Below are 24,110 nucleotides of genomic sequence, written 5' to 3'. Positions count from 1 at the left end.
CGGGCGCGAGACTCAACACATAAAAATCGTCTGGGCCATCATCGCGGTTGGCTACAATCGCCAGGCAACCAACGGACGGAATGCCATGACTGAGATATTCATCGGCCGCAACGACAGCGCCAGCGTCGGCCTCGACCCGCACTACGGCAATCGTCACGGCATGATCGCCGGCGCCACAGGGACCGGCAAATCCGTGTCGCTGATGGTGCTCGCCGAAGGCTTCTCGAAGCTGGGCGTGCCCTGTTTTCTCGCCGACGCCAAGGGCGACCTTGCCGGCCTGGCGATGCCGGCGGCCGAAGCGGGCGACAAGCTCAAGGCGCGCCTGGCCAGGCTGGACATCACCGACTGGAAGCCGCAGGCCAACCCGGTGATCTTCTGGGACATCTACGGCAAGCTCGGTCACCCGGTGCGCGCGACCATCAGCGAGATGGGGCCGACCTTGCTCGGCCGCGTCCTCGAGCTCAACGACACGCAGGAAGGCGTGCTCGAAGTGATCTTCAAGGTGGCCGACGACCAGGGCTGGCTGCTGCTCGATCTGGCCGACCTGCGCGCCTTGCTCGGTTTTGCGGCCGAAAACGCCAGGGACATTTCCACCCATTACGGCCTCATCAGCACGCAAAGCATCGCTGCGATCCAGCGCGCCGTGCTCAAGCTCGAACAGGATGGCGCCGACCGCTTCTTCGGCGAGCCGGCGCTGGAGCTGGCCGACCTGATGCGGCAGGACATGAGCGGACGCGGCGTCATCAACGTGCTCGCGGCGGACCAGTTGATCCTCAAGCCGCGCCTGTATTCCACCTTCCTGCTGTGGCTGCTGTCGGAGCTGTTCGAACAGTTGCCGGAAGTCGGCGACCTCGAGCAACCGAAGCTGGTGTTCTTCTTCGACGAAGCGCACCTGCTGTTCGACGACGCGCCGCCAGCACTGCTGCAGCGCGTGGAACAGGTGGTGCGCCTGATCCGTTCCAAGGGCGTCGGCGTGTATTTCTGTTCGCAGAATCCGGATGACGTGCCGGGCAACATCCTCGGGCAGCTCGGCAACCGGATCCAGCACGCGCTGCGCGCTTTCACCCCGCGCGACCAGAAGGCGGTGAAGGCCGCGGCCGAGACCTTCGTCGCGAACCCGAGGCTCAACGTGGCCGAAGCCATCACCCAGCTTGCGGTGGGCGAGGCGCTGGCTTCCACGCTGCGCGACGGCGGCGTGCCTTCGCCGGTGGAGCGCGTGATGGTGACCACGCCGACCGCGCGCATCGGCGCCATCACCGAGGCCGAGCGCGCCACGGTACGCCAGCGTTCGCCGGTCGGCGGCAAATACGACGGCGCCGTCAATCGCGAATCGGCCGCTGAAATGCTGGCCAAGCGCGCCGGCGAGAAGGCCACTGACGTGGCAGGCGCCGCGAAGAATGCACCGGCCGGCGCTGCACCCGAGGGTCCGGGCTGGAGCGACGCCGTGCGTGACGCATTGCTGGGAACCAGCCGTCGCCAGGGCATGATCGAGGCCATGGCCAAATCCGCCAGCCGCGCAGTCGGTTCACGACTGGGCCAGCAGATCGTACGCGGCGTGCTGGGCGGCATTTTTGGCGGCAAGCGCTGACACGATGGCCACCACGCCATGACCCGCATCGCCACCGTTTCACCGGACACGCCCTTTCGCGACCGCTTCGTGGCCGGTTTCGGCTATCCGTTGCGCGGGGCCGGGCTGACCACGTGCATCGCACTGGCCGTGGCGCAGTACCTGGCGATCCTGCCGAGCTTCCTGGGCCTGTTCGCGAGTTTTGCGCTGTGGACGGCGACCTGGCGGTATGCCGCCACCTGCATGATGCACACGGCCAACGGTTACGCCGACCCGCCCGATCTCGGCGTGGAGGAAAACCCGGGCGCCGGGCGCGGCCTTACCGTGGCGCACCTGTTCGCCGTCTCGTTGTGCGTGCTCAGCGCCCTGTTCTACCCGCCCCTGGTGTGGCCGCTGATCGTCCTGTTCGCGCTGGTGTTGCCCGCCATCGACATGTCGATGGCCTTTGACGGCGATATCGAACTGGCACTGAGCCCGCTCACCTGGCGCGACGTGATCAGCCGGTTCGGCGCGGCCTACCTGATACCCGTGGCGCTCAATCTCGCGACCGGCGGGCTGATCCTGGCGGCGTCCATCGCCACCGGCCACCTGCCCCGGCTGGTGTCGCTGCCGCTGTTCGCGTTTGCCTATACCTACCTGATCATCCTCAACCTGCACTTGATGGGCGCGATGATCCACCAGCGCCATGAGCGTTTCGGCATCGAGCCGGAGGCCGAAGCCCTGGTGCGCGAAAACGGCCAGGACGATGATGACCGGCTGCTGCATGACGTGCAGGCCGTGGCGGCGACCGACCGGCGTGCCGCCATCGCCATGCTGGTCGCACGCATGCAGAGCCGCAGCGCTCCCACGCCGCTGCACCTGGCCTACCGGCAGCTCTTGCGCGACGAAGGACTGCACGATGCACTGCTCGTGCACGGCCAGATATGGATTGCCGCGTTGATGGCGGCTGGCGAACCCCGTCGCGCGCTGGGGCTGGTGCAGGAGTGCATGGAGATCGACACCGCCTTCGTGCCCGACGATCCGGGCAACGCGGGGGCACTGGCCGAATTCGCCGCGCGCTCGGGCATGGCCCGCCTGGCGCTGAAGCTTTGCCGGGGGTTCCTGGCGGCGTGGCCTCGCTCGCCCGAGGCACCGCGCCTGGGCCTGCTGGCCGCGCGCCTGCTGGCCGACCCACTGGCGCAGCCGACGGAAGCCATCGTGCTGCTCGGCCGGCTGGCCGCTGCGTGGCCGGAACACCCGTTGCGCGGGGAAATCGACGCCCTGGCCGGGCAGCTCGGGCAAAGCCGCCCCGCCTGAACACTTGCGGCAGGCCGGCGCGCGACTGCCCGGTTGCGAGGCTCGCAACCGCGGGTGTAGCTTGCTCTGGCAATCCCCCTGTTGATTGGTGTGCACCGCCCCGCTCGAGAGCGATACCGGCGCTCCCTGGTTGTGTTCGGACCGGCTCACTGGCACCCAAATGCACGAGGAGGATTCCATGCGTCATCTAATGGGCAAGTGTCTCTGGCTGGGCCTCGCACTGGCGACCCCGGCGGTCTTCGCGCAAAGCGCCGCAGCCGCGAAGGAACCCAGCCGCGCGATCGTTTCGCTCTATCGCGTCGCGCCGGGCAAGCACGTGGCGTTCCTCAAATGGATGGCCGATCGCGATGCCATCGACAAGCAGCTCGGCCTGCCGCGCGCGCAGTGGTACGCGCACTTCCAGGGCGATTCGTGGGACTACGTGGCCGTCGCGCCCGTGCTCACCGATGCGCAACAGAAGAAGGAAGACGATGCCGCCAAGGCGAAGGGATTGACCACGGGGCCGAAGTCTTCGATCGAGTTCCGCGAGTTCATCGCCTCGCACACCGACACCTTGACCTTCGGGCCGATGACGGTAAGCGAGATGGCCACCGCCATCAACAACCCGTAGCACGCACGCAGGCCCGGGGCGGCCACGTGCCGCGCCGGGCCGGTGCGTCCGCCAGGCCTGCGCCGGTTACTATCCACCCATGACACGCAGAGCACGGATTTTCCACGCATGACCCGCTGGCGACCGCCCGCCCCGCATTCCACGGCCATCATCACCCGCGAAGGCTTCGAAAAACTCAAGGCCGAACTGGACCACCTGTGGCTCACGCTGCGCCCTGAAGTGGTCAAGGCGCTGGCCGCCGCCGCGGCCGAAGGCGATCGCTCCGAAAATGCGGAGTACACCTATCGCAAGAAGCAGCTCGGCGAGATCGACCGTCGCGTTCGCTACCTGAGCAAGCGCATTCCGTCGCTCAAGGTGGCCGAAGGCGCGCCGGCCGATCGCGAGGTGGTGTTCTTCGGCGCGAGCATCGAACTGGAAAACGTCGCTACCGGCGAGAGCCTGCGCTATCGGATCGTGGGTCCGGACGAGACCGATGCCAAGCTGGGATGGATCAGCATCGACTCGCCGCTGGCCCGCGCCGCACTGAAGAAACGGCTCGACGACGAGTTCGAAGCGGAACTGCCGGGCGGCCCCACGCGCTTCGCCATCGTCGCCGTGAGCTACTGAGCCGGGGCGAAGCCACGGCTCGACCCGCCCCGCCCGGTCAGTGGCCCGCCTGCATCTGCGCGGCGATCTGCGCCTGGTGCGCCTCGTAGAAGCGGATGTTGTCCGGATTGACCCATACCTGATTGAGGTTGCCGGCCAGCGAGGGATCCTTGCGCGCCTGCGCGGCGAGAGCCGCATTCATCAGTGCAATGTTGGCCAGCATGAATTCGCGCGGCGTGAAGCCATGTTTCTTCACCAGCGCCGGAATGCGCGGATCGCCCGCCATGGCCTGCCTGGTCAGGTCGTCCAGGTTGTGCACCTTGGCCGGATCCGGCGCCGCCTGGGGCGGTATGCCCGCCGCGCGGGCTTCCTGGGTCGCTGCCATCAGGCGATTGAACACGTCTTCGTTGAGGGTGTAGTTCTTGATCTGCTGCTTGTCCGCATCCGGCAGGCTCGACGGCCCGAGCTGGGCATGGGCGAGCGGCGCGGCGCCCAGGGCAAGCGTGAACAAGGCAAGGCAGCAGGCGCGAATCGCAGGTCCAAACGCTGGCATGGGGACTCCATCATGGGGTGACGACGACCGACCGGGTCGACTGGCCGCCACACCCTAGCACCCGCCGCTTGAATGCCCGCTCAGCGCCGCAACAGCTGGGCCATCGCCTTGCGGTAATCGCTGTCGATCTGCTTCAGCCGCGCATCCCGGGCCTGGCCGTTGATCCAGCGCCCGTGTTCGGCCTGCTCGCGCACCAGCCGGAATTCCAGGTCGACGAACGGCTGCAGCACGCGATTGTCCGCCACGGCAAAACCCGCGAGGTCCGGGATGCGCGCCAGGTTCGCACGCTCGCGTTCACCGGCGGCACCGGGCGAGTGCCCATAGCCGCGCATGAAGGCGATGAGCTGGGTGCGCAGCGGCTCGGGCATGGCATCGCGCACCACCAGGACGCCGGAGGGAATCAGCGTCGAGCGCCAGATCACCCGGATCTGCGCGGCCTCGCTGGGGAAATTCCGCCGGAACAGTTCCAGGTCCGGGTTGTTGCTGCTTGCCACGTCCACCTCGCCGTTGGCCACGGCGAGCGCATTGTTCTGGTGATTGCCGACCCGCACGCTGGCAAAGAAGGTGTCGGAATTGAGCCCGAGCGGTGCAAACACCTGGGCCTCGGGTGCCACGTAACCGGTGACGGAGAGCGGCTCGCCGCGCGCATAACGCCATCGGCCAGGGCTGGCGAGCAGGCCTTTCAGGCTCTGGATCGGGCCATCCGCGCGCACGATCAGCATGGCGACATTGCCTTTCGCGCCGTCGCTGCGCACGAATTGCGCGACCACACTCATGCGCTGGTGCTGCACGGCCTCGATGGCAAGGCGCCCGGACAGGAAGGCGATATCCACGCGCTGGTCGCCGATCGCGCCGGACAAACCGGCATAGCTGCTGACCGACACGGCCGTCACCGGATGCCCGAGCTTCCGGGTCAGGTCCTCCAGCAGCGGCCGCCACTGCTCGCGCGATTCGGCCGCGCTGCCAATCGGCAGGATGCCGAAATGGATGGGGGTGGAGTCGTTCGGCCCGGCCTCTTCGGCGTGCAGCATCGGGCACAGCCCCAGCAGGCAAACCAGCAGGCTCGCCCAGTGCAACCGTCTCCGAGATCGACCCAAGCGCACCCGACAAGCCGTATCCATCCGCCCGCTCCCAGCGCTCCGCTGCACCGGCGTTGTAGCGCGATTCCCGTGCCGCCGCAATTTTACCGGTGGTAAAGGCCGTGCACGGCGGCTCAGAGGCGCGCGGGAGGCGGGTAGGCACGCCCTTGGCGGAGGGGCTGGTAGCAGGGAGTCTGGCGATGGAAAGCCTCCTCGGCACTGCCCGGATGCCACCCCGGGAGGCCGGACAATGGCAGCGGCCGCAGGTCCAGCGGGTCGTGCAGCAGGCTCCCGTTGGCAATCGCCGCAGCGCAGGCCATGGCCGACTCGCCATGGTTTGCGTCGGCCAGGAACACCAGCGCCTTGCCCACCAGCAGTTTGCCCGGCGCCAGCGCATGCTCCAGCAGCGCATGGCCGAACATCTCGACCGAGGCGCGACCGTCCTGCCAGGCGGCACGTTCGTGCCAGAACAGGCCAAGCCAGTCATGCGCATCCCATAGCGCCAGCAGCCCCGCATCGCGCAGCGTCACGATCACACCCGCTTCGTCGAAGTGCGTCATGGCGTACTGCGCACGCGAGCGCTGCTTGATCCCCATGTGGGCGATTTCGGCAACCTGCCGTGCGTTGAGCGCACGCTTGATGGCCGGATGGCGCAGCCACACCAGCGCATTGAACAGGTCATGCCAGTTCGCTGCGCGTGTGGCGATCTCGCCACGCGCGGCAATGCGTTGCTCGTAGTGCAGGCCGTCGTCGAGCAAGGCCGGCGTCTGCGCCACGAAGCGCTCGGCCATGGCGGCCGGCCTGGCTGCATTGAGTGCGTCGATGGAGGGCCAGTCGGCGCCCTGCAGCCACCCGGCATGGGCTTGCCAGGCAGCCAGCGGCAGGCGCGAAAAGACGGCGGGCTCGACGGCGCTGCGTGCTGGCGCGACATAACGCATCACGCCATCGCCCCGCCGAGGCTCAGCCTGCCAGGCGCGCGTGCAGGTCGTGCTCGTCGGCTTCTTCCACCACCACGTCGACGAACTGGCCCGGCTTCAGCGACTGACCGTTGGCGATGTGCACCACGCCATCGATTTCCGGTGCATCGGCCGCCGAACGCGCGACGGCGCCGTCAGCGCCGGCCTCGTCCACCAGCACCTTGATGGTGCGGCCGATCTTGCGCTCCAGCTTGGCGGCGGAAATCTCCGCCTGCACCGCCATGAACTGCTCCAGGCGATCTTCCTTCAGCTCCTCGGACACTGCGCCCGGCAACTCGTTGGCCTTGGCGCCATCCACCGGCGAATAGGCGAACGCGCCGACGCGATCGAGCTCGGCCTCGCGCAGGAAGTCCAGCAACTCCTCGAACTCGGCATCGGTCTCGCCCGGGAAGCCGACGATGAAGGTACTGCGCAGGGTGATGTCCGGCACCGCCTGGCGCCAGTTGCGGATGCGCTCCAGCGTCTTGTCGATGTTGCCCGGGCGCTTCATCAGCTTGAGGATGCGCGGACTGGCGTGCTGGAACGGGATGTCCAGGTACGGGAGGATCTTGCCCTCCGCCATCAACGGCATCACCTCGTCCACGTGCGGATATGGATAGACGTAGTGCAGGCGCGTCCACACGCCGAGCTCGGACAGGCCCTCGCACAGCTCGGTCATGCGCGTGCGGTAGCTCTTGTCGCGCCACTGGCGCTCGGCGTACTTCACGTCCACGCCGTAGGCGCTGGTGTCCTGCGAGATCACCAGCAGCTCCTTGACACCGCCCTTGACCAGTCGCTCGGCCTCGAGCAGTACTTCATCGACCGGGCGCGAGACCAGGTCGCCACGCATCGACGGGATGATGCAGAAGCTGCAGCGGTGATTGCAGCCTTCGGAAATCTTCAGGTACGCATAGTGCTTGGGCGTGAGCTTCACGCCGGTATCCGGAATGATGTCGAGCAGCGGATTGCGCCTGGGCGGCAAGGCGCTGTGCACGGCACTCATCACGCTGGCGTAGTCCTGCGGGCCGGTGATGGCCAGCACATCCGGATAGGCCTCGCGGATCAGCTCCGAGCGCTTGCCCAGGCAACCGGTGACGATCACCTTGCCGTTCTCGTGCAGCGCCTCGCCGATGGCGTCCAGCGACTCCTGCACGGCCGCATCGATGAAGCCGCAGGTGTTGACCACCACCGCATCGGCCGCGCCGTAGCTGGGCACGATCTCGTAACCCTCGACCTTCAGCTGGGTGAGGATGCGCTCGGAATCGACCAGCGCCTTGGGGCAGCCAAGACTGACGAAACCGACTTTGGGTGAGGCCTGCGACATGGGTGGGCAACCGTAACTATGCGGAAAACGGACCATTATACGTTACGACCACCCCTTTCCCTGAATGGCTAGAATTCGCCTTTGCCGCCAACGGAATCGCAGCCATGGGCCAGACCATCCATCTCAACACCACGCGCATCCAGTGCATCGGCGCCTACCTGGCCGAGCCCGCCGGCAAGCCCAAGGGCGGCATCGTGGTGATCCAGGAGATCTTCGGCGTCAACGCGCACATGCGCAGCGTCGCCGACCGCTTTGCCGAAGCGGGCTACACGGCAATCGCACCGTGCTTCTTCGATCACCTCGAGACCGGCGTGGCGCTCGGTTACGACGAGGCCGGTTATGCGCGCGGCAAGGCGCTGGTCACCGAACTGGGCCTGGAGCGCGCGGTGGAAGACGTGGCCAGCGCGGCGGAGGCGATTGCTTCCGCGGGGCGCATCGGCACCGTGGGTTACTGCTGGGGCGGCACGGTCGCCCTGCTCTCGGCGCTGCGCCTGGGGCTGCCATCGGTGAGCTACTACGGGGCGCGCAACCTGCCCTTCCTCGGCGAACAGCCCAAGGCCCCGGTGATGTTCCACTTCGGCGAGCGCGACCGCAGCATTTCACCGGACATGGTGCAGAAGCACCGCCAGATGCTGCCGCAGATGGAGCTGTTCACCTACCCCGCCGACCACGCGTTCAATCGCGACGTGGGCGACCAGTACGACGAAGGCAGCGCGAAGCTCGCCTATGCGCGCACGCTGGCATTCTTCGACCGGCACCTGGCGCATCGCGCATGAGCGAGACCGGCTTCGTGCTCGACCCGCGACTGCAGGCCGATACGCGTCCCGTTGCATCGCTCGCGCTGTGCGAGGTGCTGCTGATGAACGACACGCGCTTCCCATGGCTGGTGCTGGTGCCAAGGCGGCAAGGCGCGGTCGAGATCTGCGACCTGCCGGCCAGCGGGCAGGCGCTGCTCTGGGACGAAGCCAGCCAGGCCTCGCGCGCGCTGCGCGCCGTCGCGCCCTTCGACAAGCTCAACCTGGGCGCCCTGGGCAATATCGTGCGACAGCTGCATGTACATGTCGTCGGGCGTCGCGAAGGCGATGACGCATGGCCGGGTCCGGTATGGGGCAGCGGTCCTGCCCGGCCTTACGGGGAAGATGCGCTGGAGCCCCTGCTTGCCCGACTGCGCGACGAACTGGCCCGCGTGCCGCGCTGAGCGCGGCCGACCTCCCTGCAGACTGCACAGGCAAAAAAGCCCGCGGATCGCTCCGCGGGCTTTTTGCATCACCGACAGCGATCAGTAATGCTGCTGCGGCGGCGCTGCGTCGCCAGCCTTCGGCGGTGCCTTGTAGTCTTCCAGCTCACGCGCCTTGGTATCGACGACGCTGATCTTCTTCAGCGTGCCGCCGTCGTCGTAGTACACGGTGAAACCGTAGTCGATCTGCAGGCGCGCCATGTACTGCAGGTGCTGCTTGCGGATCTTGGATTCGTCGCTGGGCTCGAGCAGCACGGTCTTGGGCAGCTTGCCCTGATCCTTCAGATAGGCGAAGTGGCTGCCGGTATCGAGCGCCGAGAGCACCGCACCATCGACGACGAACTGGCCGCTCTTGTAGGCCTGGATCACCGCATCGAACTGGCTCTTCATGTCAGCGGTGCGCACTTCGTCCTTGGTGCCGCCGCGATGGCAACCGGCCAGCACCAGCATGCTGCCCAGCAGGATGGCTGCGGCCGCACGGCTCAACAGCGTGGGAAAACGGGTCATGCGGGATCTCCTGCAATGCATCGGTTAAACAAAAGGGAGTGTAGCGCCGCCCCGGACCAACGCACCGGACCCGGACGGCATTCATTCAGCTGTCGCGTGACCCCGGTCGCAGATGCGCGTGGGACGCACGCGGTCCACGCGCTCAGGTGCGCGGCAAGGTCACGCCCTGCTGGCCCTGGTACTTGCCGCCGCGATCCTTGTAGCTGGTCTCGCATTCCTCGTCGGATTCGAGGAACAGCATCTGCGCGACGCCTTCGTTGGCGTAAATCTTTGCGGGCAGCGGCGTGGTGTTGGAGAACTCCAGCGTCACATGGCCCTCCCACTCCGGCTCCAGCGGCGTCACGTTGACGATGATGCCGCAGCGGGCATAGGTGCTCTTGCCCAGGCAGATGGTGAGCACCTTGCGCGGAATCCGGAAGTACTCGACCGTGCGCGCGAGCGCGAACGAATTGGGCGGAATGATGCACACGTCCGCCTCGACATCGACGAAGCTGGTCGGGTCGAACGCCTTCGGGTCCACGATGGTCGAGTTGATGTTGGTGAAGATCTTGAATTCGCGGGCGCAGCGCACGTCGTAGCCGTAGCTCGAGGTGCCGTACGAAACGAGCTTGTTGCCGTCGCGCACCTTGACCTGGCCCGGCTCGAACGGCTCGATCATGCCGTGCTGCCCGGCCATGCGGCGGATCCACTTGTCGGATTTGATGCTCACTCGAACTCCCGCGGGGGCTGTCTGTCGCGCCGGATGGCGTAAAGACCGGCAAAATAGCGGAAATGGCTGTCGCACCGCCAGTCGCCCGGCGCGCGATGGGGCACTTCCCCTGCTGCGGCGTGAGGCTTCCCCGCCGGTCATCCCGTCGCAGGCCGGGCCATCCCTGCGGTAGCCGGGAGCCGCAGGGCTGGCGTGCGACGCCTTACGGCGCCCCCTGCACCATGATCTTGCCCAGCCCCAGCGACTTGTTGCGCGGCTGGCGCGAAAGCCGGCCGGCGGTATGGCGCGCGATTTGCCGGTAACGCGCGGCCAGGTCGGACTCGGGGATCGCCGCCACGGTCGGCGTGCCGCCGTCAGCCTGTTCGCGGATGCGGATGTCCAACGGCAGCGAGCCCAGGTAGGCCACGCCGTACTGCGCCGCCATGCGCGCGCCGCCACCTTCGCCGAAGATGTGTTCCTCATGGCCGCAGCTCGAGCACACGTGGGTGGCCATGTTCTCCACCACGCCCAGCACCGGCACCTCGACCTTCTCGAACATCTTCAGCGCCTTGCGGGCGTCCAGCAGTGCGATGTCCTGCGGCGTGGTGACGATGACCGCGCCAGCCACCGGCACCTTCTGCGAAAGCGTCAGCTGGATGTCGCCGGTGCCCGGAGGCAGGTCGACGATCAGGTAATCGAGCTGTTCCCAGCGGCTGTCGTTGAGCAATTGCATCATGGCCTGGGTCACCATCGGGCCGCGCCAGATCATCGGCGTCTCTTCGTCGACCAGGAAACCGATCGACATGGCCTGCAGGCCGTGCGCCTCCATCGGGATGATGGTCTTGCCATCCGGCGACTGCGGCTTGCCGCTGATGCCGAGCATGCGTGGCTGGCTGGGGCCGTAGATGTCTGCATCCAGCACGCCGACCCTGGCGCCTTCCGCCACCAGCGCGAGCGCCAGATTGGCCGACACCGTCGACTTGCCCACGCCACCCTTGCCCGAAGCCACCACGATGATGTTCTTCACGCCCGGCAGCGGCGCCAGCGCGCCTTGCACCTTGTGCGAGTAGATGCGCGTGCCGACCGACACCGTGGCCACCGCGATGGCCGCATCGGCCTCCAGCGCCTGTTTCGCGCTGAGGGTCAGGGCCTCGACCGCACTGGCAGCCGGATAACCCAGCAGGATATCGACCGAGACACGGTCGCCATCCACGCCCACGGCGCGCACGGCATCGGCCAGCGGGGCGCCGGTATGGGGGTCTTCCAGCTCGCCGAGAATGCGGCGGACCAGGGCTTCGCTCGCCTGCGTCATATCGGATGGTGGGCTGTCATGGGGGTCCGCCATTATGCCAGCCCCGGCCGCCAAACCGGGGCCGCAGGCTTGCGCATTGCAACTTGACGGCCTTGCGCGGCGTCGGTCAGGCTGCATCCATACTGTTTCGTACGGGAGGGATCACTCATGAAGTCACTGCTTCGCCTTGCGGTAGCTGCGTGCCTGTTGCTGGGTACCGGCGCCCTGTTCGCCGCCGAAAACACCCCGGTGGGCACCTGGAAGACCATCGATGATGAAACCGGCAAGCCCAAATCCATCGTGCAGATCACCGACAACGGCGGCGAGCTGAAGGCGACCGTGCTGCAGGTGCTGCAGTCGGACGACGGCCCGCATCCGTTGTGCAAGAACTGCGACGGCGAGCGCAAGAACCAGCCCGTCGAAGGCATGAACATCATGTGGGGCGTGCACAAGGACGGCGACGTGTGGGACGGCGGCAAGATCCTCGACCCCAAGACCGGCAAGGTCTACAAGGTGAAGCTGCAGCCTAGCGCAGACGGCAGCAAGCTCACCGTGCGCGGCTATATCGGCTTCTCCCTGCTCGGTCGCAGCCAGGAGTGGCAACGCCAGCCGTAAGGCGGCGCGACTCCCTCTCCCCGCGGGAGGGGGAGTCCTTCCGGGCGCTGCCCGCTTCCTGCACCCGCGCTGCATGCGCGGATCCCGCCACGGCCGGGGCCACCGCGGCACGATGGTGGGCTCGGTGATGGCCGTCCAGACGTCGGCAAGCTGAGGCAGCGGTGGCACGCGTGCCATAATGGACGGCCCCTTCAGTTGTTGCCGCCCATGAGCCGACGCCTTCTCGTCACCAACGCACTGCCCTATGCCAATGGCCCGCTCCACCTGGGTCATCTGCTGGGTTATATCCAGGCCGATATCTGGGTGCGGGCGCAGCGAATGCAGGGCAACGAGGCGGTGTACGTCTGCGCGGACGACGCGCACGGCACGCCGATCATGCTGGCGGCCGAAAAGGCCGGCCTGTCGCCGGAGACCTATATCGAGGGCATCCGCATCGGCCATGAGGCGGACTTCGCCGCCTTCGGCGTGGCGTTCGACCACTATCACTCGACCCACTCCGACGAGAATCGCGAACTCGCCTCGCTGATCTACACGCGGCTGCGCGACGGCGGCTTCATCGCCCGGCGCGACATCCAGCAGCTGTTCGACCCGGAAAAGGAAATGTTCCTGCCGGATCGCTACATCAAGGGCACCTGCCCGAATTGCGGCACGGCCGACCAGTACGGCGACAACTGCGAGAACTGCGGCGCCACCTACGCGCCGACCGATCTGGTCAATCCGTACTCGGTGATGTCGGGCGCAACCCCGGTGTTGCGCGATTCGGAGCACTACTTCTTCGAACTGGGCAAGTTCGAGCCGCTGCTGCGGGACTGGTTCGCCGGCAAGCTCTCCGATGGCCAGCCGGTGGCCAACAGCGGCGTGGTGGCGAAACTGCGCGAGTGGCTCGACGGCGGCCTGAAGGACTGGGACATTTCGCGCGATGCGCCCTACTTCGGCTTTGCCATCCCCGACGCGCCGGGCAAGTATTTCTATGTGTGGCTGGACGCGCCGGTCGGCTACCTGGCCAGCTTCAAGGCCCTGTGCGATCGCACGAACCTGAAGTTCGAAGATTTCCTGGCGGCCGACAGCCATGCCGAACTGCACCATTTCATCGGCAAGGACATCATCAATTTCCACGGCCTGTTCTGGCCGGCCATGCTGCATGGCGCGAACTTCCGCACGCCCACCGCGCTGCACGTGAACGGCTACCTCACCGTCAACGGGGCCAAGATGTCCAAGTCGCGCGGCACCTTCATCAAGGCGCGCACTTACCTCGACGCCGGGCTGCATCCGGAATTCCTGCGCTACTACTTCGCCAGCATGCTCAGCGACACCCCGGTGGATGTCGACCTCGACCTGAAGACCTTCGAGGAGCGCGTGAACTCGCACCTGGTCGGCAAGTGGGTGAACATCGCCAGCCGCACCGCCGGCTTCGTGCACAAGTATTTCGACGGCCGCCTGGCGCCGGGCTTCAGCCACGAGGAACAGGACCTGTGGCGGCAGCTGCTGTCGCAGTACGGCGATGTCCCCGCGCTGTACGGTGACGGCGAGTTCGCCGAAGTCGCGCGCCGCTTCGTGGCCATGGCCGACCTGGTGAACGGCTACATCGCGGCGAAGGCGCCGTGGGCGATGGCCAAGGATGAGTCGCGGCGCGAGGAACTGCACCAGGTGTGCTCGTTCGCGCTCGCCGCGTTCCGCCTGCTGGCCGGCCTGCTCAAGCCGATCCTGCCGGCCACGGTCGAAGCGGCGGAGCGCTTCCTGTCCGCGCCGATCACCGGCTTCGAGGACGCCTGCGCCGAGCTGCACAACCATACCGTCAACGTGTTCGAGCCACTGCTCGGGCGCATCGACCCGAAGCATGTCGAGGCCATGGTGGACGCGTCAAGGGATTCCCTCGCGCCCGTCGACGCCAAGCCTGCCCCCAAGAAATCCAGGGAACCCAGCAAGACCATGAGCGAAGCCAGCACCGCACCCGCCGCCGCCATCGACGGCGCCGCGATCATCAGCATCGACGATTTTGCCAGGCTCGACCTGCGCATCGGCAAGGTCACCGCCTGCGAATTCGTGGACGGCTCGGACAAGCTGCTGCGTTTCGAACTGGATGCCGGCCCGCTCGGCACGCGCCAGATCTTCTCCGGCATCCGCGCCGCCTATGGCGAGCCGGAGAAGCTGGTGGGCCGCAACGTGGTGTTCATCGCCAACCTCGCCCCCCGCAAGATGCGCTTCGGCCTGTCCGAGGGCATGATCCTGTCGGCCGGCAACGGCGGCAGCGACCTGTTCCTGCTCGATGCGGACCAGGGTGCGACGCCGGGCGCCACCGTCCGCTGACGCCACACGCCGATGTCGCTGGCTGACCGCATCGACGCAATGCTGCCGCAGACGCAATGCGAGCAATGCGGTTACCACGGCTGCCGCCCCTATGCGGAGGCGATTGCCCGCGGCGAGGCGAACATCAACCAGTGCCCTCCGGGCGGCGCCGCCGGCATTGCCCGTCTCGCCGCGCTGCTGGACGTGCCCGCGCTCCCGCTCGACCCCGCGCATGGCGTCGAGAAACCGCGCACGCTGGCGCGCATCGTGGAGGCCGATTGCATCGGTTGCACCAAATGCATCCAGGCCTGCCCGGTCGACGCCATCGTCGGTGCGGCCAAACTGATGCACACGGTGATCACGGATGACTGCACCGGCTGCGAACTGTGCGTGCCGGCCTGCCCGGTGGACTGCATCGCGCTTGAGCTGATGCCGCTGGCGCAGGTGAACGACGCCGGCCACGCGGACGCTGCACGCGCGCATTTCATGCGACGCGAGACGCGGCTCGCGCGCGAGCATGCGCGGCGCGAGGCGGAACTCGCGGCCCGCAAGGCCGATGTGGGCACCACCGTGGCACAAGGCAACCCGGTGCTCGAGGCACTGGCCCGCGCCCGCGCAAAACAACAAGGAAAGACCACGTGAAGAAGGCCGATGTCGTCGAGCTGTTCACCCGCCTGCGCGAACTCGATCCCCATCCCACGACCGAACTCAACTACAGCACGCCGTTCGAACTGCTGGTGGCGGTCGTACTCTCCGCGCAAGCCACCGACGTCGGCGTCAACAAGGCGACAAAAAAACTTTACCCCGTTGCTAACACGCCCCAGGCCATCCTCGATCTCGGCGAAGAGCGGCTCAAGCAGTTCATCAGCACGATCGGCCTGTTCAACAGCAAGGCGAAGAACGTGATCGCGCTGTGCCGCATCCTGGTCGAGCAGCACGCTGGTGAAGTGCCGCACACGCGCGACGCCCTGGAAGCGCTGCCGGGCGTCGGCCGCAAGACAGCCAACGTGGTGCGGAACACGGCCTTTGGCGTTCCGACCATCGCCGTGGACACGCATATCTTCCGTGTCGCCAATCGCACGAGCCTGGCGCCCGGCAAGGACGTGCGCGCGGTGGAAGACAGGCTCGAGAAAGTTATACCGGCCCACTTCAAGCAGGACGCGCATCACTGGCTCATCCTGCATGGCCGCTATGTGTGCAAGGCACGCAAGCCCGATTGTCCGCAATGTGTCATCCGCGACCTGTGCCGTTACAAGGACAAGACGATGGCGGGCTGAAAATGCATGACGAGTGGCACGGTAGCCGCTCCGCGCACTGCAAAACATCATAAATCCATCAGCATTTCGTGCGACTTCCTCAAGCTTGCGAGTGCGCGGCGGACTATCTTCAAACCTCCCCCGGATAGGTCATCCCCGTTAGGAGGCCACACCATGAAGCGCTTGATCATCCCCGCCGTCGTTGCGCTTGGCTTTGCCTGCATCGGGCAGGCCAACGCAGCTGTCGAAACCTACACTGTCGACCTCAATGGCTATGCCATTGTCGGTTTCGTCGGCAGCACCCCGGAAGATTTCGCTCGCGCCCAGCAGCAGGCCAATGGCTGGGAAGTCCAGCGTCATCTCATGCTCAAACCGCAGTCGATGAAGGCGGTCGCCATCAACCAGTCCGAGAACACCGCCATGACCCGCGATGAACTCAGGTCCGCGATCATCGCTGCTGCGCTGGCCAAGGTGCCCTGAGCGGCTACGTGGGCAACGCGCTTTCACTTGCGCCATCTCATTGGCGCTAATACAGGGAGAATGACGGCGGACAGCAGTCCGCCGTCTTCTTTTGCGTGCGCCCCGGTGGCGAAGCCGCCAACCGACCTCGCGCGTCTCACCCGCCAGCGTGACGCATGGCCGGCAGGGCAAAAAAAAACGGCGGGCTAAGCCCGCCGTTTGTCCATCCTTGGGTCGAACTCCATTGCGATAGCCGTACCGACTGATCAGAACGGGTAGTAGCGGAAGCTCGTGAAGAACATGTCTTCCTTGGCCTTCGGCGAAGCGGCGCCGTTGGTGAGCACGCCGTTGACGAAGCCCTGGCCGGCGAAGGCCTCCTTCTCGGTGTGCGAGTACTGCGCACCGAACTGCATCCTGCCGAACTTGCCCTGGTAGAACTTCCACCAGAAGCCAGCCGTGCCCTGCCAGATGTCCTTGGCGTTGCCCACGCAGGTGGCGGCAGCGGCGCCAGCCGTGTCGCAACCACTGTTGTTGTAGGCCGGGTTGCCGTAGCCGAGCTGGACGATGCCGCCGTTGTAGGCCTGGAAGTCCTTCTTGCTGTCCGACTCGCGACCGCCGAACAGGTAGACGTCGACGTCGGGGTTGGCGTGCCAGGTGAGGCCCGTCAGAATCATGTTCTCCTTGATCGGAGCGAGGTTGCCGTTCGGGCTGAAGGTCACGTCAGCCATCTGGGCGCTGCCGTAGCGGCCGATGCCCTTGCCCGACATGCCGGAGATCTGCCAGTCCAGCGTCTTGTCGATGAGCGGCAGCACCGCGCCGAGACCCCAACCGCCGCCCCAGGTGTCGTGGTTGGTGTTGTTGTAGCGGTTGTAGAAGGAACGGGCCAGGCCGAACACTTCGTAATGACCGTAGCCCGGATCGGCCGCGAACTTCACGATCACGTCGGGGATGTGGTTAAGCGACAAGGTGTTGGCCGAGTCGAAGCCCGAGCCGGCGGTGATGTTGTACGCCTGCTGCTGCACCGGCGCCTTGGCCTGGTTGGGGCTGGAGTAGAACGTGGTCTGCGGGTTCTCGATCGAGATACCCAGCCAGTACTTCTTGTCCCAGTCCTTGACCAGGCGGATCTGCGCCTGACGTGCCCAGGTGAAGCCCGGCAGGTACTGGGCGTCGATCTGCGGCGGGGTCAGCTCGGTGCGCGGCATGATGCCCTTGCTGTTGAGCGTGAGCAGCGACCAGTTCTGGCCGGCCAGCAGGTGCAGGCCCGAGGTATCCCAGTCGGAGGTCAGGTAGACGTTGCGGATGCGCGGGTTGAACGAGTTGCTCTCGTTCGAGTTCGCGGTCTGGGCGCCGCCCAGGAAATCCATTTCGATGTAGCCGGCCAGATGGGTGGTCGGGTTCACGTCGCCCTGGGCGAGCGCGGAGAGGCGGCTCTGGCGGGCGCTCAGGCGGAATTCGGCCATGTGCTGCGTCTGCACGTTCTTGTACGGAATCGCGCTGTAGTTGGAGGCGATGTCCGCGCCTTCCTGGGCCGAACGGTAGATCGACTCGGCGGCGAGGAAGCCGCCCAGGGTGATGTTCACGCCCTTGTAGGCGATCTTGTCGGCCGACTTCTTCACCGTGGCGTCGGTCGCGGCAACCTGCTTCTGCACCTGCTCCACGGCGTTGCCGGTGGAAACGTTGATGTCAGACTGCGCGTCGGTACGCTGTTCCAGCTCGACGACCTTCGCCTGCAGGGCCTGCAGCTGCGCCTTCAGCGCCTCGATTTCGGCCGACTGCGTGGACTGGTTCGAGCTGGACGACTTCGCCGGGGCCGGGTCGGCCATGACGTGGAAGCTGGTAACGCCCAAACCGGCAGCAACGGCTACCGCGAGCAACTTGGAACGCATGGTTATTCTCCGCATGTAGGTAGGAATCACCTGGACCGCCCCCTTCGATCTCCGGCCGTCCAAGCACGACGGGGAGAATGAGGTCACCCCTTTACCGTTATGTGCATGTTATGTGACACAACCATGACATTCGCCCCCGCACGTCCCCAAACGGACATGCACGAGGAGTAGCCTGCCGGGCGGAAAATTCGGCATGACTGATATGCTTGCGGGATGGAAAACCTCAGCAACAGCCTGGCCGACCGCATGGCGGAACGGTTCCGCGGCTTTCTTCCGGTGGTGGTGGACGTGGAAACCGGCGGCTTCGATGCCGACCGCGACGCACTGCTGGAAATCGCCGCTGTCATCCTGCACATGACGCCCGAGGGCTATCTGCAGCCGCGGCCGGCCGTTTCCGCCCACGTGCACCCCTTCCCCGGCGCCAACATCGACCCGCGCGCGCTGGAAATCACCGGCATCGATCCGGACAACCCGCTGCGCGGCGCGCTCGACGAGCGCGTGGCGCTGGAACACGTGTTCAAGCCGATCCGTGAAGCGATGCGCGAGGCCGATTGCCAGCGCGCGATCCTGGTGGGCCACAACGCCGCGTTCGACCTGGGTTTTCTCAACGCGGCCGTGCGGCGCACGGCGCACAAGCGCAATCCGTTCCACCCCTTCAGCTGCTTCGACACCGCGACCCTGAGCGGCCTCGCCTTCGGCCAGACCGTGCTCAGCAAGGCAGTGCAGGCGGCCGGCATTCCGTTCGACACGCGCGAGGCGCACTCGGCCATTTACGACACCGAGCGCACCGCGGAATTGTTCTGCACCATCGTCAACCGCTGGCGGCGCCTCGAGTTGTTCGAGCGCGAGCAACTCGACCTCGAGTCCCTTTAAGCGATGTAAAGCTCGACCGGGCCCGGGACGCCCTTCGGCACCCCGGGCTTAATTCGTTTTTAATCAGTGCCATATGACAGTCAGCCCTCGATTGTCATATGGATGAAACATTGAGCTCATTTCATTGCAACACGGCGCGCATGAAATAACGGCGGGCGGGAATCCCCCGAGACCCTTATCGCTAAGGAGCAACCGTGTTGATCTCAACCAAATCTCTGTCTCGCATCGGCACGACCGCTGTGTTCGCCGCGGCGTCGCTGTTTGCCATGGGCGCGCAGGCGACCGACATCACCGGCGCAGGCTCGAGCTTCGTCTACCCGGTGCTCTCGAAGTGGTCCGCGGGCTACGCCGAAAAGACCGGCAACAAGCTCAACTACCAGTCCGTCGGCTCGGGCGCCGGCGTGGCGCAGATCAAGGAAGGCACCATCGATTTCGGCGCCACCGATGCACCGGTGAAGGCTGAAGACCTTGCACAGTTCGGCCTGGGCCAGTTCCCGGTCGTGGTCGGCGGCATCGTGCCGGTGGTGAACATCCCGGGCGTCGAAGCCGGGCAGATCAAGCTCGACGGCACCACGCTCGCCGACATCTTCCTCGGCAAGATCACCATGTGGAATGACCCGCGCATTGCCGCGATGAACGCGGGCGTGAACCTGCCGACCAAGAAGATCACGGTCGTGCATCGCTCGGACGGCTCGGGCACCTCGTTCAACTTCACCAACTACCTGTCCAAGGTCAGCACCGACTGGGCAAGCAAGGTGAAGTTCGGCACGGCCGTCGAATGGCCGACCGGCGTGGGTGGCAAGGGCAACGAAGGCGTGTCCCAGTACGTCAAGCAGATCACCGGTTCGATCGGCTACGTGGAATACGCCTACGCCGTGAAGAACAAGATCAGCTGGGTCAACCTGAAGAACGCCGCCGGCCAGGTCGTCGCGCCCAGCGCCGAGGCCTTTGCCGCCGCCGCCGCCACCGCCGACTGGGGCAGCGCCAAGGACTTCAACGTGATCATGACCAACGCCTCGGGTGCGCAGGCATGGCCGATCACGGCCACCACCTGGGTGGTGATGTACAAGAAGGCGAAGAACGCCGAGCACGCCAAGGTTGCGTTCGACTTCTTCAAGTGGGCGCTGGAGAGCGGCCAGAAGGACGCCGCCGCACTCGACTACGTCGCCCTGCCCGATACCCTGGTCAAGAAGATCGAGGCTTACTGGGGCAGCGAGTACAAGCATTGATACCGGGTCGCGCCGGTCATGCTACGGCAACCGGCGCGGTCTAACGTCAACGCCTGGATGGCACGGCACGGGCCGCCCGATCATCATCGGGCGGCTTGTTGCTGAGCGAACCCAGGCCATGGCACACGTTTACCGACCGGACGGACCCGCACTCCGCCGCCTCCGAGACAGCTGAGGGATCGACATCACATGCAAGCGAACGTAGGCGCCGTCGCCTCGACCATGGCACAGGAGGAACGCGCGCACAGCGACGCGCGGCACGACCGCCTGTTCGCCTGGCTGCTGAAAGGCTGTGCCCTGCTGGTGCTGGCCTGCCTGCTCGGTGCCGCAGGGGCCACGCTGTGGGGCGGGCGCCATGCGTTCGGCACGTTCGGCTGGCACTTCCTGACCAGTTCCACCTGGGATCCGGGCAGCGACACCTACGGCGCGCTCGTGCCGGTCTACGGCACCATCGCCACCTCGCTGATCGCCTTGCTGATCGCCGTGCCGGTGAGCTTCGGCATTGCGCTCTATCTTTCCGAAGTGTCTCCCCCCTGGCTGCGCACGCCGGTTTCCTCGGCGATCGAGCTGCTGGCGGGTATCCCTTCGATCATCTACGGCATGTGGGGCCTGTTTATCTTCGCGCCCTTCTTCGCCGACCACATCAAGCCCTGGCTCACCAATAACCTGGGCAACAAGCCCGACGACGGCAAGCTGTCGTGGGTGGCCGAACACGTGCCCTTCGTGGGTAGCCTGTTCGGCAGCGATTATCCGTTCGGCGCCAGCGTGCTCACGGCAGGCATGGTGCTGGCAGTGATGATCATTCCGTTCATATCCTCGGTGATGCGCGAAGTGTTCCAGACCGTGCCCACCCGCCTGAAGGAGTCTGCCTATGCGCTCGGCTCCAGCACGTGGGAAGTGTCGTGGGACATCGTGCTGCCGTATACGCGCTCGGCCGTGATCGGCGGCATCTTCCTCGGCCTTGGCCGCGCGCTCGGCGAAACGATGGCGGTGACCTTCGTGCTGGGCAACGCGATGAAACTGTCGCCGTCCATCCTCGATCCGGGCGCGTCGATCGCCTCCACCATCGCCAATCAGTTCAGCGAGGCCGCCGGCCTGCAGAAATCCACGCTGATGGCGCTGGCCTTCCTGCTGTTCGTGGTCACCTTCTTCGTGCTGCTGATCGCGCGCTGGATGCTGCGCCAACTGGCCCACAAGGAGGGTCGCTGATGGGCAGCAATTCCGGACTCTACCTGCGCCGCCGCTTCACCAATGCGCTGGCATTGACGCTGAGCATGGTCGCCACCCTGGTCGGCCTGGTCTTTCTCGCCTGGATCCTGTGGGAGACGCTGCGCCAGGGCATTGGCGCGCTCAACTTCAAGCTGTTCACCAAGATCACCGCCTATGGCGAGGACGGCGGCCTGCTCAACGCCATGGTCGGCAGCCTGATCATCAACTTCATCGGCATCGCCATCGCCACGCCCATCGGCGTGCTGGCCGGCGCTTGGCTGGCCGAGTACGCCAACCGCACGCGCCTGGGTGAAGCGATCCGCTTCCTCAACGACATCCTGCTGTCGGCGCCGTCGATCGTGCTGGGCCTGTTCGTCTACACCATCATCGTGCTGCCTACCACGGCGATCACCAGCGGCAACACGACGTTCTCCGGCCTGGCCGGCGGCGTGGCGCTGGCGCTGATTGCCCTGCCGGTGATCGTGCGCACCACCGATGAAATGCTGCGCCTGGTGCCTTCCACGCTGCGCGAGGCCTCGCTGTCGCTGGGCATACCGCAGTGGAAGCTCACCACGCAGATCCTGATGCGCTCCGCGCGCTCGGGCATCATCACCGGCGTGTTGCTGGCGCTGGCGCGCATCAGCGGCGAGACGGCGCCCCTGCTGTTCACCGCGTTCGGCAACAACTACCTGACCTTCAACCCGATGGACAAGATGTCCAGCCTGCCCCAGGTGATCTACCAGTACGCCAACGACCCCGGCGAGGCGATGCATGCCATCGCCTGGGCCGGCGCCTTCGTGGTCACCATGTTCGTGCTGCTGCTGAGCCTTGCTTCCCGTCTGGTCCTTTCACGCAACAAGGTGTCCCATGACTGAGTCCGCTGCCGCCGGCATTCATCCGCAGTCCGCGGCCACGCACGCCCCGATCGCGCCGACCAAGATCAAGGTGCGCGACCTGCACTTCTACTACAACGGTTTCCATGCGCTCAAGGGCATCAGCATGGACATCCCGGAGAAGAAGGTCACCGCCATCATCGGCCCCTCGGGCTGCGGCAAGTCCACCCTGCTGCGCATCTTCAACCGCATCTATGCGATCTACCCGAAGCTCGAAGCCAAGGGCGAGATCGTGCTCGATGACGAGAACATCCTGGACGCCAGCTATTCGATGAACCGCCTGCGCAGCAAGGTCGGCATGGTGTTCCAGAAGCCGGTGCCGTTCCCGATGACCATCTTCGAGAACGTGGCCTACGGCATCCGCCACCACGAAAAGCTTTCGCGCGCCGACATGGACATCCGCGTGGAGCAGGCGCTGCGCAGCGCCGCCCTGTGGGACGAGGTGAAGGACAAGCTCAAGCAGAGCGCGCTGAGCCTGTCCGGCGGCCAGCAGCAGCGCCTTTGCATCGCCCGCGGCATTGCGCTCAAGCCCGAGGTGCTGCTGCTCGACGAGCCGACCTCGGCGCTGGACCCGATCGCCACCAGCCGCATCGAACAGCTGGTGGAAGAGCTCAAGAGCGAGTACACCATCGTCATCGTCACCCACAACATGCAGCAGGCAGCGCGCTGTTCCGACCTCACCGCTTTCATGTACCTGGGCGAGCTGATCGAGTTCGATCGCACCGAGCAGATCTTCACCAAGCCGGGCAAGAAGCAGACCGAGGATTACATTACGGGTCGCTTCGGTTAAAGCATGCGATATCCCCTCTCCCTTCCGGGGAGGGGCTAGGGTGATGGGCCACGAAACCCCACCCTTCCCTACTGGACTCACAAGAGAATCCACATGAGCGGCAGCAGCAAAGAACACATCATCAAGAGCTACGACGACGAGCTGACCCGCCTCACCGGCGAGATCGTGCGCATGGGCGAGCTTGCCGTGAGCCAGCTCGAAGCGGCCATTGACGTGATCGACCGCCGGGACGAGCGCGCCGCGCAGCACGTGGTCAACAACGACGATGCAATCGACCAGCTCGAGCAGGAAATCAGCCACGACGTGGTGCGCCTGCTGGCGCTGCGTGCGCCGATAGCCGGCGACCTGCGCAACGTGTTCGCCGCCCTGCGCATCGCCGCCGACATCGAGCGCATTGGTGACTACGCCGCGAACGTGGCCAAGCGCTCCATTCCGCTCTCGATGGTGGCTCCCATCGCGCCAACCAGTGGCCTGGGCTACCTGGCCGAACTGGCCGCGCAGGAAGTCCGCGATGTGCTGATCGCCTACCGCGACCGCGACGCCGAGCGTGCCTACCAGGTATGGAAGGACGACGCCGAGCTGGACGAGGCCTATACGGGTTACTTCCGCCAGCTGCTCACCTACATGATGGAAGATCCGCGCAACATCACGCCGTGCACGCACCTGCTGTTCATGGCGAAAAACATCGAGCGCATCGGCGACCACGCCACCAATATCGCCGAGAGCATCTGGTACCAGGTCAACGGGGAACCGCTCACGGCCCAGCGCGCCAAGCGCGACTTCACGTCCAACCCGGAACTGACCAAGCTGGGTCACAAGCAGGACTGAGCCTGGCTTGCGCTCGCCCCTCTCCCTCCGGCGACCCGAAGGTAGTCCCAGTGGGAGAGAGGGGTTGGGGTGAGGGTGCGGGGCTTGCGTAGC

At 65.9% G+C, this 24,110-nt stretch carries 25 protein-coding genes; 17 read left to right on the top strand and 8 right to left on the bottom strand.

What is annotated here, in order from left to right:
* Window positions 1-85: 85 nt before the first annotated feature.
* The 4 genes from ACXU4B_RS01465 (at window position 86) to greB (ending at window position 4,079) form a co-directional block, all read left to right on the top strand.
* Entirely contained in the window at window positions 86-1,588 is a 1,503-nt protein-coding gene (locus ACXU4B_RS01465; RefSeq protein ID WP_131407075.1) for a helicase HerA-like domain-containing protein, read from the top strand.
* A gap of 18 nt (window positions 1,589-1,606) precedes the next feature.
* Complete coding sequence (locus ACXU4B_RS01460) at window positions 1,607-2,863, top strand: hypothetical protein (RefSeq protein WP_131407073.1); 1,257 nt, start codon at window positions 1,607-1,609, stop codon at window positions 2,861-2,863.
* Between the two features lie 178 nt (window positions 2,864-3,041).
* A complete protein-coding gene (locus ACXU4B_RS01455; protein WP_131407071.1) occupies window positions 3,042-3,473 on the top strand; it encodes a hypothetical protein in 432 nt (143 codons plus the stop codon).
* Window positions 3,474-3,581: 108 nt separating this feature from the next.
* Window positions 3,582-4,079 (top strand): transcription elongation factor GreB, encoded by a 498-nt coding sequence (greB, locus tag ACXU4B_RS01450; protein WP_131407068.1) that lies wholly within the window; start codon window positions 3,582-3,584, stop codon window positions 4,077-4,079.
* Between the two features lie 37 nt (window positions 4,080-4,116).
* Here greB and ACXU4B_RS01445 read toward each other — a convergent pair whose 3' ends face one another.
* The 4 genes from ACXU4B_RS01445 to rimO all read right to left on the bottom strand — a co-directional run bounded on the left by ACXU4B_RS01445 (window position 4,117) and on the right by rimO (window position 7,970).
* The gene (locus ACXU4B_RS01445; RefSeq protein WP_131407066.1) at window positions 4,117-4,611 is read right to left on the bottom strand and encodes a hypothetical protein; all 495 of its coding nucleotides are present in this window, start codon (window positions 4,609-4,611) and stop codon (window positions 4,117-4,119) included.
* Between the two features lie 80 nt (window positions 4,612-4,691).
* A complete protein-coding gene (phnD, locus tag ACXU4B_RS01440; protein WP_240733982.1) occupies window positions 4,692-5,687 on the bottom strand; it encodes a phosphate/phosphite/phosphonate ABC transporter substrate-binding protein in 996 nt (331 codons plus the stop codon).
* Between the two features lie 137 nt (window positions 5,688-5,824).
* Entirely contained in the window at window positions 5,825-6,628 is an 804-nt protein-coding gene (locus ACXU4B_RS01435; RefSeq protein WP_131410240.1) for a DUF3025 domain-containing protein, read from the bottom strand.
* Window positions 6,629-6,650: 22 nt separating this feature from the next.
* Complete coding sequence (gene rimO / locus ACXU4B_RS01430) at window positions 6,651-7,970, bottom strand: 30S ribosomal protein S12 methylthiotransferase RimO (RefSeq protein ID WP_131407062.1); 1,320 nt, start codon at window positions 7,968-7,970, stop codon at window positions 6,651-6,653.
* A 104-nt stretch (window positions 7,971-8,074) separates the two neighbouring features.
* On the opposite strand from rimO, the gene ACXU4B_RS01425 reads away from it, so the two are divergent.
* Both ACXU4B_RS01425 and ACXU4B_RS01420 read left to right on the top strand, forming a co-directional pair.
* Entirely contained in the window at window positions 8,075-8,746 is a 672-nt protein-coding gene (locus tag ACXU4B_RS01425; RefSeq protein WP_131407060.1) for a dienelactone hydrolase family protein, read from the top strand.
* Complete coding sequence (locus tag ACXU4B_RS01420; protein WP_131407058.1) at window positions 8,743-9,168, top strand: HIT domain-containing protein; 426 nt, start codon at window positions 8,743-8,745, stop codon at window positions 9,166-9,168. Before ACXU4B_RS01425 ends, ACXU4B_RS01420 begins: the two co-directional genes overlap by 4 nt.
* A gap of 81 nt (window positions 9,169-9,249) precedes the next feature.
* On the opposite strand, the gene ACXU4B_RS01415 is transcribed toward ACXU4B_RS01420, so the two are convergent.
* From ACXU4B_RS01415 to apbC, 3 genes are all read right to left on the bottom strand, one after another.
* Complete coding sequence (locus ACXU4B_RS01415; protein ID WP_131407056.1) at window positions 9,250-9,714, bottom strand: hypothetical protein; 465 nt, start codon at window positions 9,712-9,714, stop codon at window positions 9,250-9,252.
* Between the two features lie 142 nt (window positions 9,715-9,856).
* A complete protein-coding gene (gene dcd, locus ACXU4B_RS01410; RefSeq protein WP_131407054.1) occupies window positions 9,857-10,423 on the bottom strand; it encodes a dCTP deaminase in 567 nt (188 codons plus the stop codon).
* Between the two features lie 202 nt (window positions 10,424-10,625).
* Window positions 10,626-11,714: an iron-sulfur cluster carrier protein ApbC gene (apbC, locus tag ACXU4B_RS01405; protein WP_131407052.1), complete on the bottom strand. Its 1,089-nt coding sequence runs from the start codon at window positions 11,712-11,714 to the stop codon at window positions 10,626-10,628.
* A gap of 147 nt (window positions 11,715-11,861) precedes the next feature.
* Here apbC and ACXU4B_RS01400 point away from each other — a divergent pair, with 147 nt between their 5' ends.
* From ACXU4B_RS01400 to ACXU4B_RS01380, 5 genes are all read left to right on the top strand, one after another.
* Window positions 11,862-12,308 carry a DUF2147 domain-containing protein gene (locus ACXU4B_RS01400; protein ID WP_131407050.1) on the top strand — a complete coding sequence of 149 codons (447 nt, stop codon included), beginning with the start codon at window positions 11,862-11,864 and terminating at the stop codon, window positions 12,306-12,308.
* Window positions 12,309-12,515: 207 nt separating this feature from the next.
* Window positions 12,516-14,615 carry a methionine--tRNA ligase gene (gene metG / locus ACXU4B_RS01395; protein ID WP_131407048.1) on the top strand — a complete coding sequence of 700 codons (2,100 nt, stop codon included), beginning with the start codon at window positions 12,516-12,518 and terminating at the stop codon, window positions 14,613-14,615.
* Between the two features lie 39 nt (window positions 14,616-14,654).
* A complete protein-coding gene (locus ACXU4B_RS01390; protein ID WP_458910825.1) occupies window positions 14,655-15,236 on the top strand; it encodes an RnfABCDGE type electron transport complex subunit B in 582 nt (193 codons plus the stop codon).
* On the top strand, window positions 15,233-15,871 hold the full coding sequence (gene nth, locus ACXU4B_RS01385; protein WP_131407044.1) for an endonuclease III: 639 nt from the start codon (window positions 15,233-15,235) through the stop codon (window positions 15,869-15,871). Before ACXU4B_RS01390 ends, nth begins: the two co-directional genes overlap by 4 nt.
* Window positions 15,872-16,024: 153 nt before the next feature.
* Window positions 16,025-16,330: a hypothetical protein gene (locus tag ACXU4B_RS01380; protein ID WP_131407042.1), complete on the top strand. Its 306-nt coding sequence runs from the start codon at window positions 16,025-16,027 to the stop codon at window positions 16,328-16,330.
* A 245-nt stretch (window positions 16,331-16,575) separates the two neighbouring features.
* On the opposite strand, the gene ACXU4B_RS01375 is transcribed toward ACXU4B_RS01380, so the two are convergent.
* A complete protein-coding gene (locus tag ACXU4B_RS01375) occupies window positions 16,576-18,195 on the bottom strand; it encodes a hypothetical protein (protein WP_131407040.1) in 1,620 nt (539 codons plus the stop codon).
* 213 nt (window positions 18,196-18,408) lie between these two features.
* Here ACXU4B_RS01375 and rnt point away from each other — a divergent pair, with 213 nt between their 5' ends.
* The 6 genes from rnt to phoU all read left to right on the top strand — a co-directional run bounded on the left by rnt (window position 18,409) and on the right by phoU (window position 24,017).
* Complete coding sequence (rnt, locus tag ACXU4B_RS01370; protein ID WP_131407038.1) at window positions 18,409-19,068, top strand: ribonuclease T; 660 nt, start codon at window positions 18,409-18,411, stop codon at window positions 19,066-19,068.
* Between the two features lie 194 nt (window positions 19,069-19,262).
* Entirely contained in the window at window positions 19,263-20,297 is a 1,035-nt protein-coding gene (pstS, locus tag ACXU4B_RS01365) for a phosphate ABC transporter substrate-binding protein PstS (protein WP_425481345.1), read from the top strand.
* Between the two features lie 189 nt (window positions 20,298-20,486).
* Window positions 20,487-21,506, top strand: a complete 1,020-nt coding sequence (gene pstC / locus ACXU4B_RS01360) for a phosphate ABC transporter permease subunit PstC (RefSeq protein WP_131407036.1) — start codon at window positions 20,487-20,489, stop codon at window positions 21,504-21,506.
* The gene (gene pstA / locus ACXU4B_RS01355; protein ID WP_131407034.1) at window positions 21,506-22,381 is read left to right on the top strand and encodes a phosphate ABC transporter permease PstA; all 876 of its coding nucleotides are present in this window, start codon (window positions 21,506-21,508) and stop codon (window positions 22,379-22,381) included. Before pstC ends, pstA begins: the two co-directional genes overlap by 1 nt.
* Window positions 22,374-23,189, top strand: a complete 816-nt coding sequence (gene pstB / locus ACXU4B_RS01350) for a phosphate ABC transporter ATP-binding protein PstB (RefSeq protein ID WP_131407032.1) — start codon at window positions 22,374-22,376, stop codon at window positions 23,187-23,189. Before pstA ends, pstB begins: the two co-directional genes overlap by 8 nt.
* A 93-nt stretch (window positions 23,190-23,282) precedes the next feature.
* Complete coding sequence (gene phoU, locus ACXU4B_RS01345; protein ID WP_131407030.1) at window positions 23,283-24,017, top strand: phosphate signaling complex protein PhoU; 735 nt, start codon at window positions 23,283-23,285, stop codon at window positions 24,015-24,017.
* Window positions 24,018-24,110: the final 93 nt, after the last annotated feature.

The organism is Dyella soli (assembly GCF_054482295.1).
This window is presented reverse-complemented; position numbering and strand designations above follow the sequence as displayed.

Coding starts and splice junctions, on each gene's coding strand:
- rimO (WP_131407062.1), bottom strand. CDS start 7,970: ATGTCGCAGGCCTCACCCAAAGTCGGTTTCGTCAGTCTTGGCTGCCCC.
- rnt (WP_131407038.1), top strand. CDS start 18,409: ATGGAAAACCTCAGCAACAGCCTGGCCGACCGCATGGCGGAACGGTTC.
- ACXU4B_RS01420 (WP_131407058.1), top strand. CDS start 8,743: ATGAGCGAGACCGGCTTCGTGCTCGACCCGCGACTGCAGGCCGATACG.
- greB (WP_131407068.1), top strand. CDS start 3,582: ATGACCCGCTGGCGACCGCCCGCCCCGCATTCCACGGCCATCATCACC.
- apbC (WP_131407052.1), bottom strand. CDS start 11,714: ATGACGCAGGCGAGCGAAGCCCTGGTCCGCCGCATTCTCGGCGAGCTG.
- ACXU4B_RS01465 (WP_131407075.1), top strand. CDS start 86: ATGACTGAGATATTCATCGGCCGCAACGACAGCGCCAGCGTCGGCCTC.
- ACXU4B_RS01415 (WP_131407056.1), bottom strand. CDS start 9,714: ATGACCCGTTTTCCCACGCTGTTGAGCCGTGCGGCCGCAGCCATCCTG.
- ACXU4B_RS01400 (WP_131407050.1), top strand. CDS start 11,862: ATGAAGTCACTGCTTCGCCTTGCGGTAGCTGCGTGCCTGTTGCTGGGT.
- ACXU4B_RS01425 (WP_131407060.1), top strand. CDS start 8,075: ATGGGCCAGACCATCCATCTCAACACCACGCGCATCCAGTGCATCGGC.
- pstB (WP_131407032.1), top strand. CDS start 22,374: ATGACTGAGTCCGCTGCCGCCGGCATTCATCCGCAGTCCGCGGCCACG.
- metG (WP_131407048.1), top strand. CDS start 12,516: ATGAGCCGACGCCTTCTCGTCACCAACGCACTGCCCTATGCCAATGGC.
- pstA (WP_131407034.1), top strand. CDS start 21,506: ATGGGCAGCAATTCCGGACTCTACCTGCGCCGCCGCTTCACCAATGCG.
- ACXU4B_RS01460 (WP_131407073.1), top strand. CDS start 1,607: ATGACCCGCATCGCCACCGTTTCACCGGACACGCCCTTTCGCGACCGC.
- ACXU4B_RS01375 (WP_131407040.1), bottom strand. CDS start 18,195: ATGCGTTCCAAGTTGCTCGCGGTAGCCGTTGCTGCCGGTTTGGGCGTT.
- ACXU4B_RS01380 (WP_131407042.1), top strand. CDS start 16,025: ATGAAGCGCTTGATCATCCCCGCCGTCGTTGCGCTTGGCTTTGCCTGC.
- ACXU4B_RS01455 (WP_131407071.1), top strand. CDS start 3,042: ATGCGTCATCTAATGGGCAAGTGTCTCTGGCTGGGCCTCGCACTGGCG.
- ACXU4B_RS01435 (WP_131410240.1), bottom strand. CDS start 6,628: ATGCGTTATGTCGCGCCAGCACGCAGCGCCGTCGAGCCCGCCGTCTTT.
- phoU (WP_131407030.1), top strand. CDS start 23,283: ATGAGCGGCAGCAGCAAAGAACACATCATCAAGAGCTACGACGACGAG.
- ACXU4B_RS01390 (WP_458910825.1), top strand. CDS start 14,655: ATGCTGCCGCAGACGCAATGCGAGCAATGCGGTTACCACGGCTGCCGC.
- ACXU4B_RS01445 (WP_131407066.1), bottom strand. CDS start 4,611: ATGCCAGCGTTTGGACCTGCGATTCGCGCCTGCTGCCTTGCCTTGTTC.
- pstC (WP_131407036.1), top strand. CDS start 20,487: ATGCAAGCGAACGTAGGCGCCGTCGCCTCGACCATGGCACAGGAGGAA.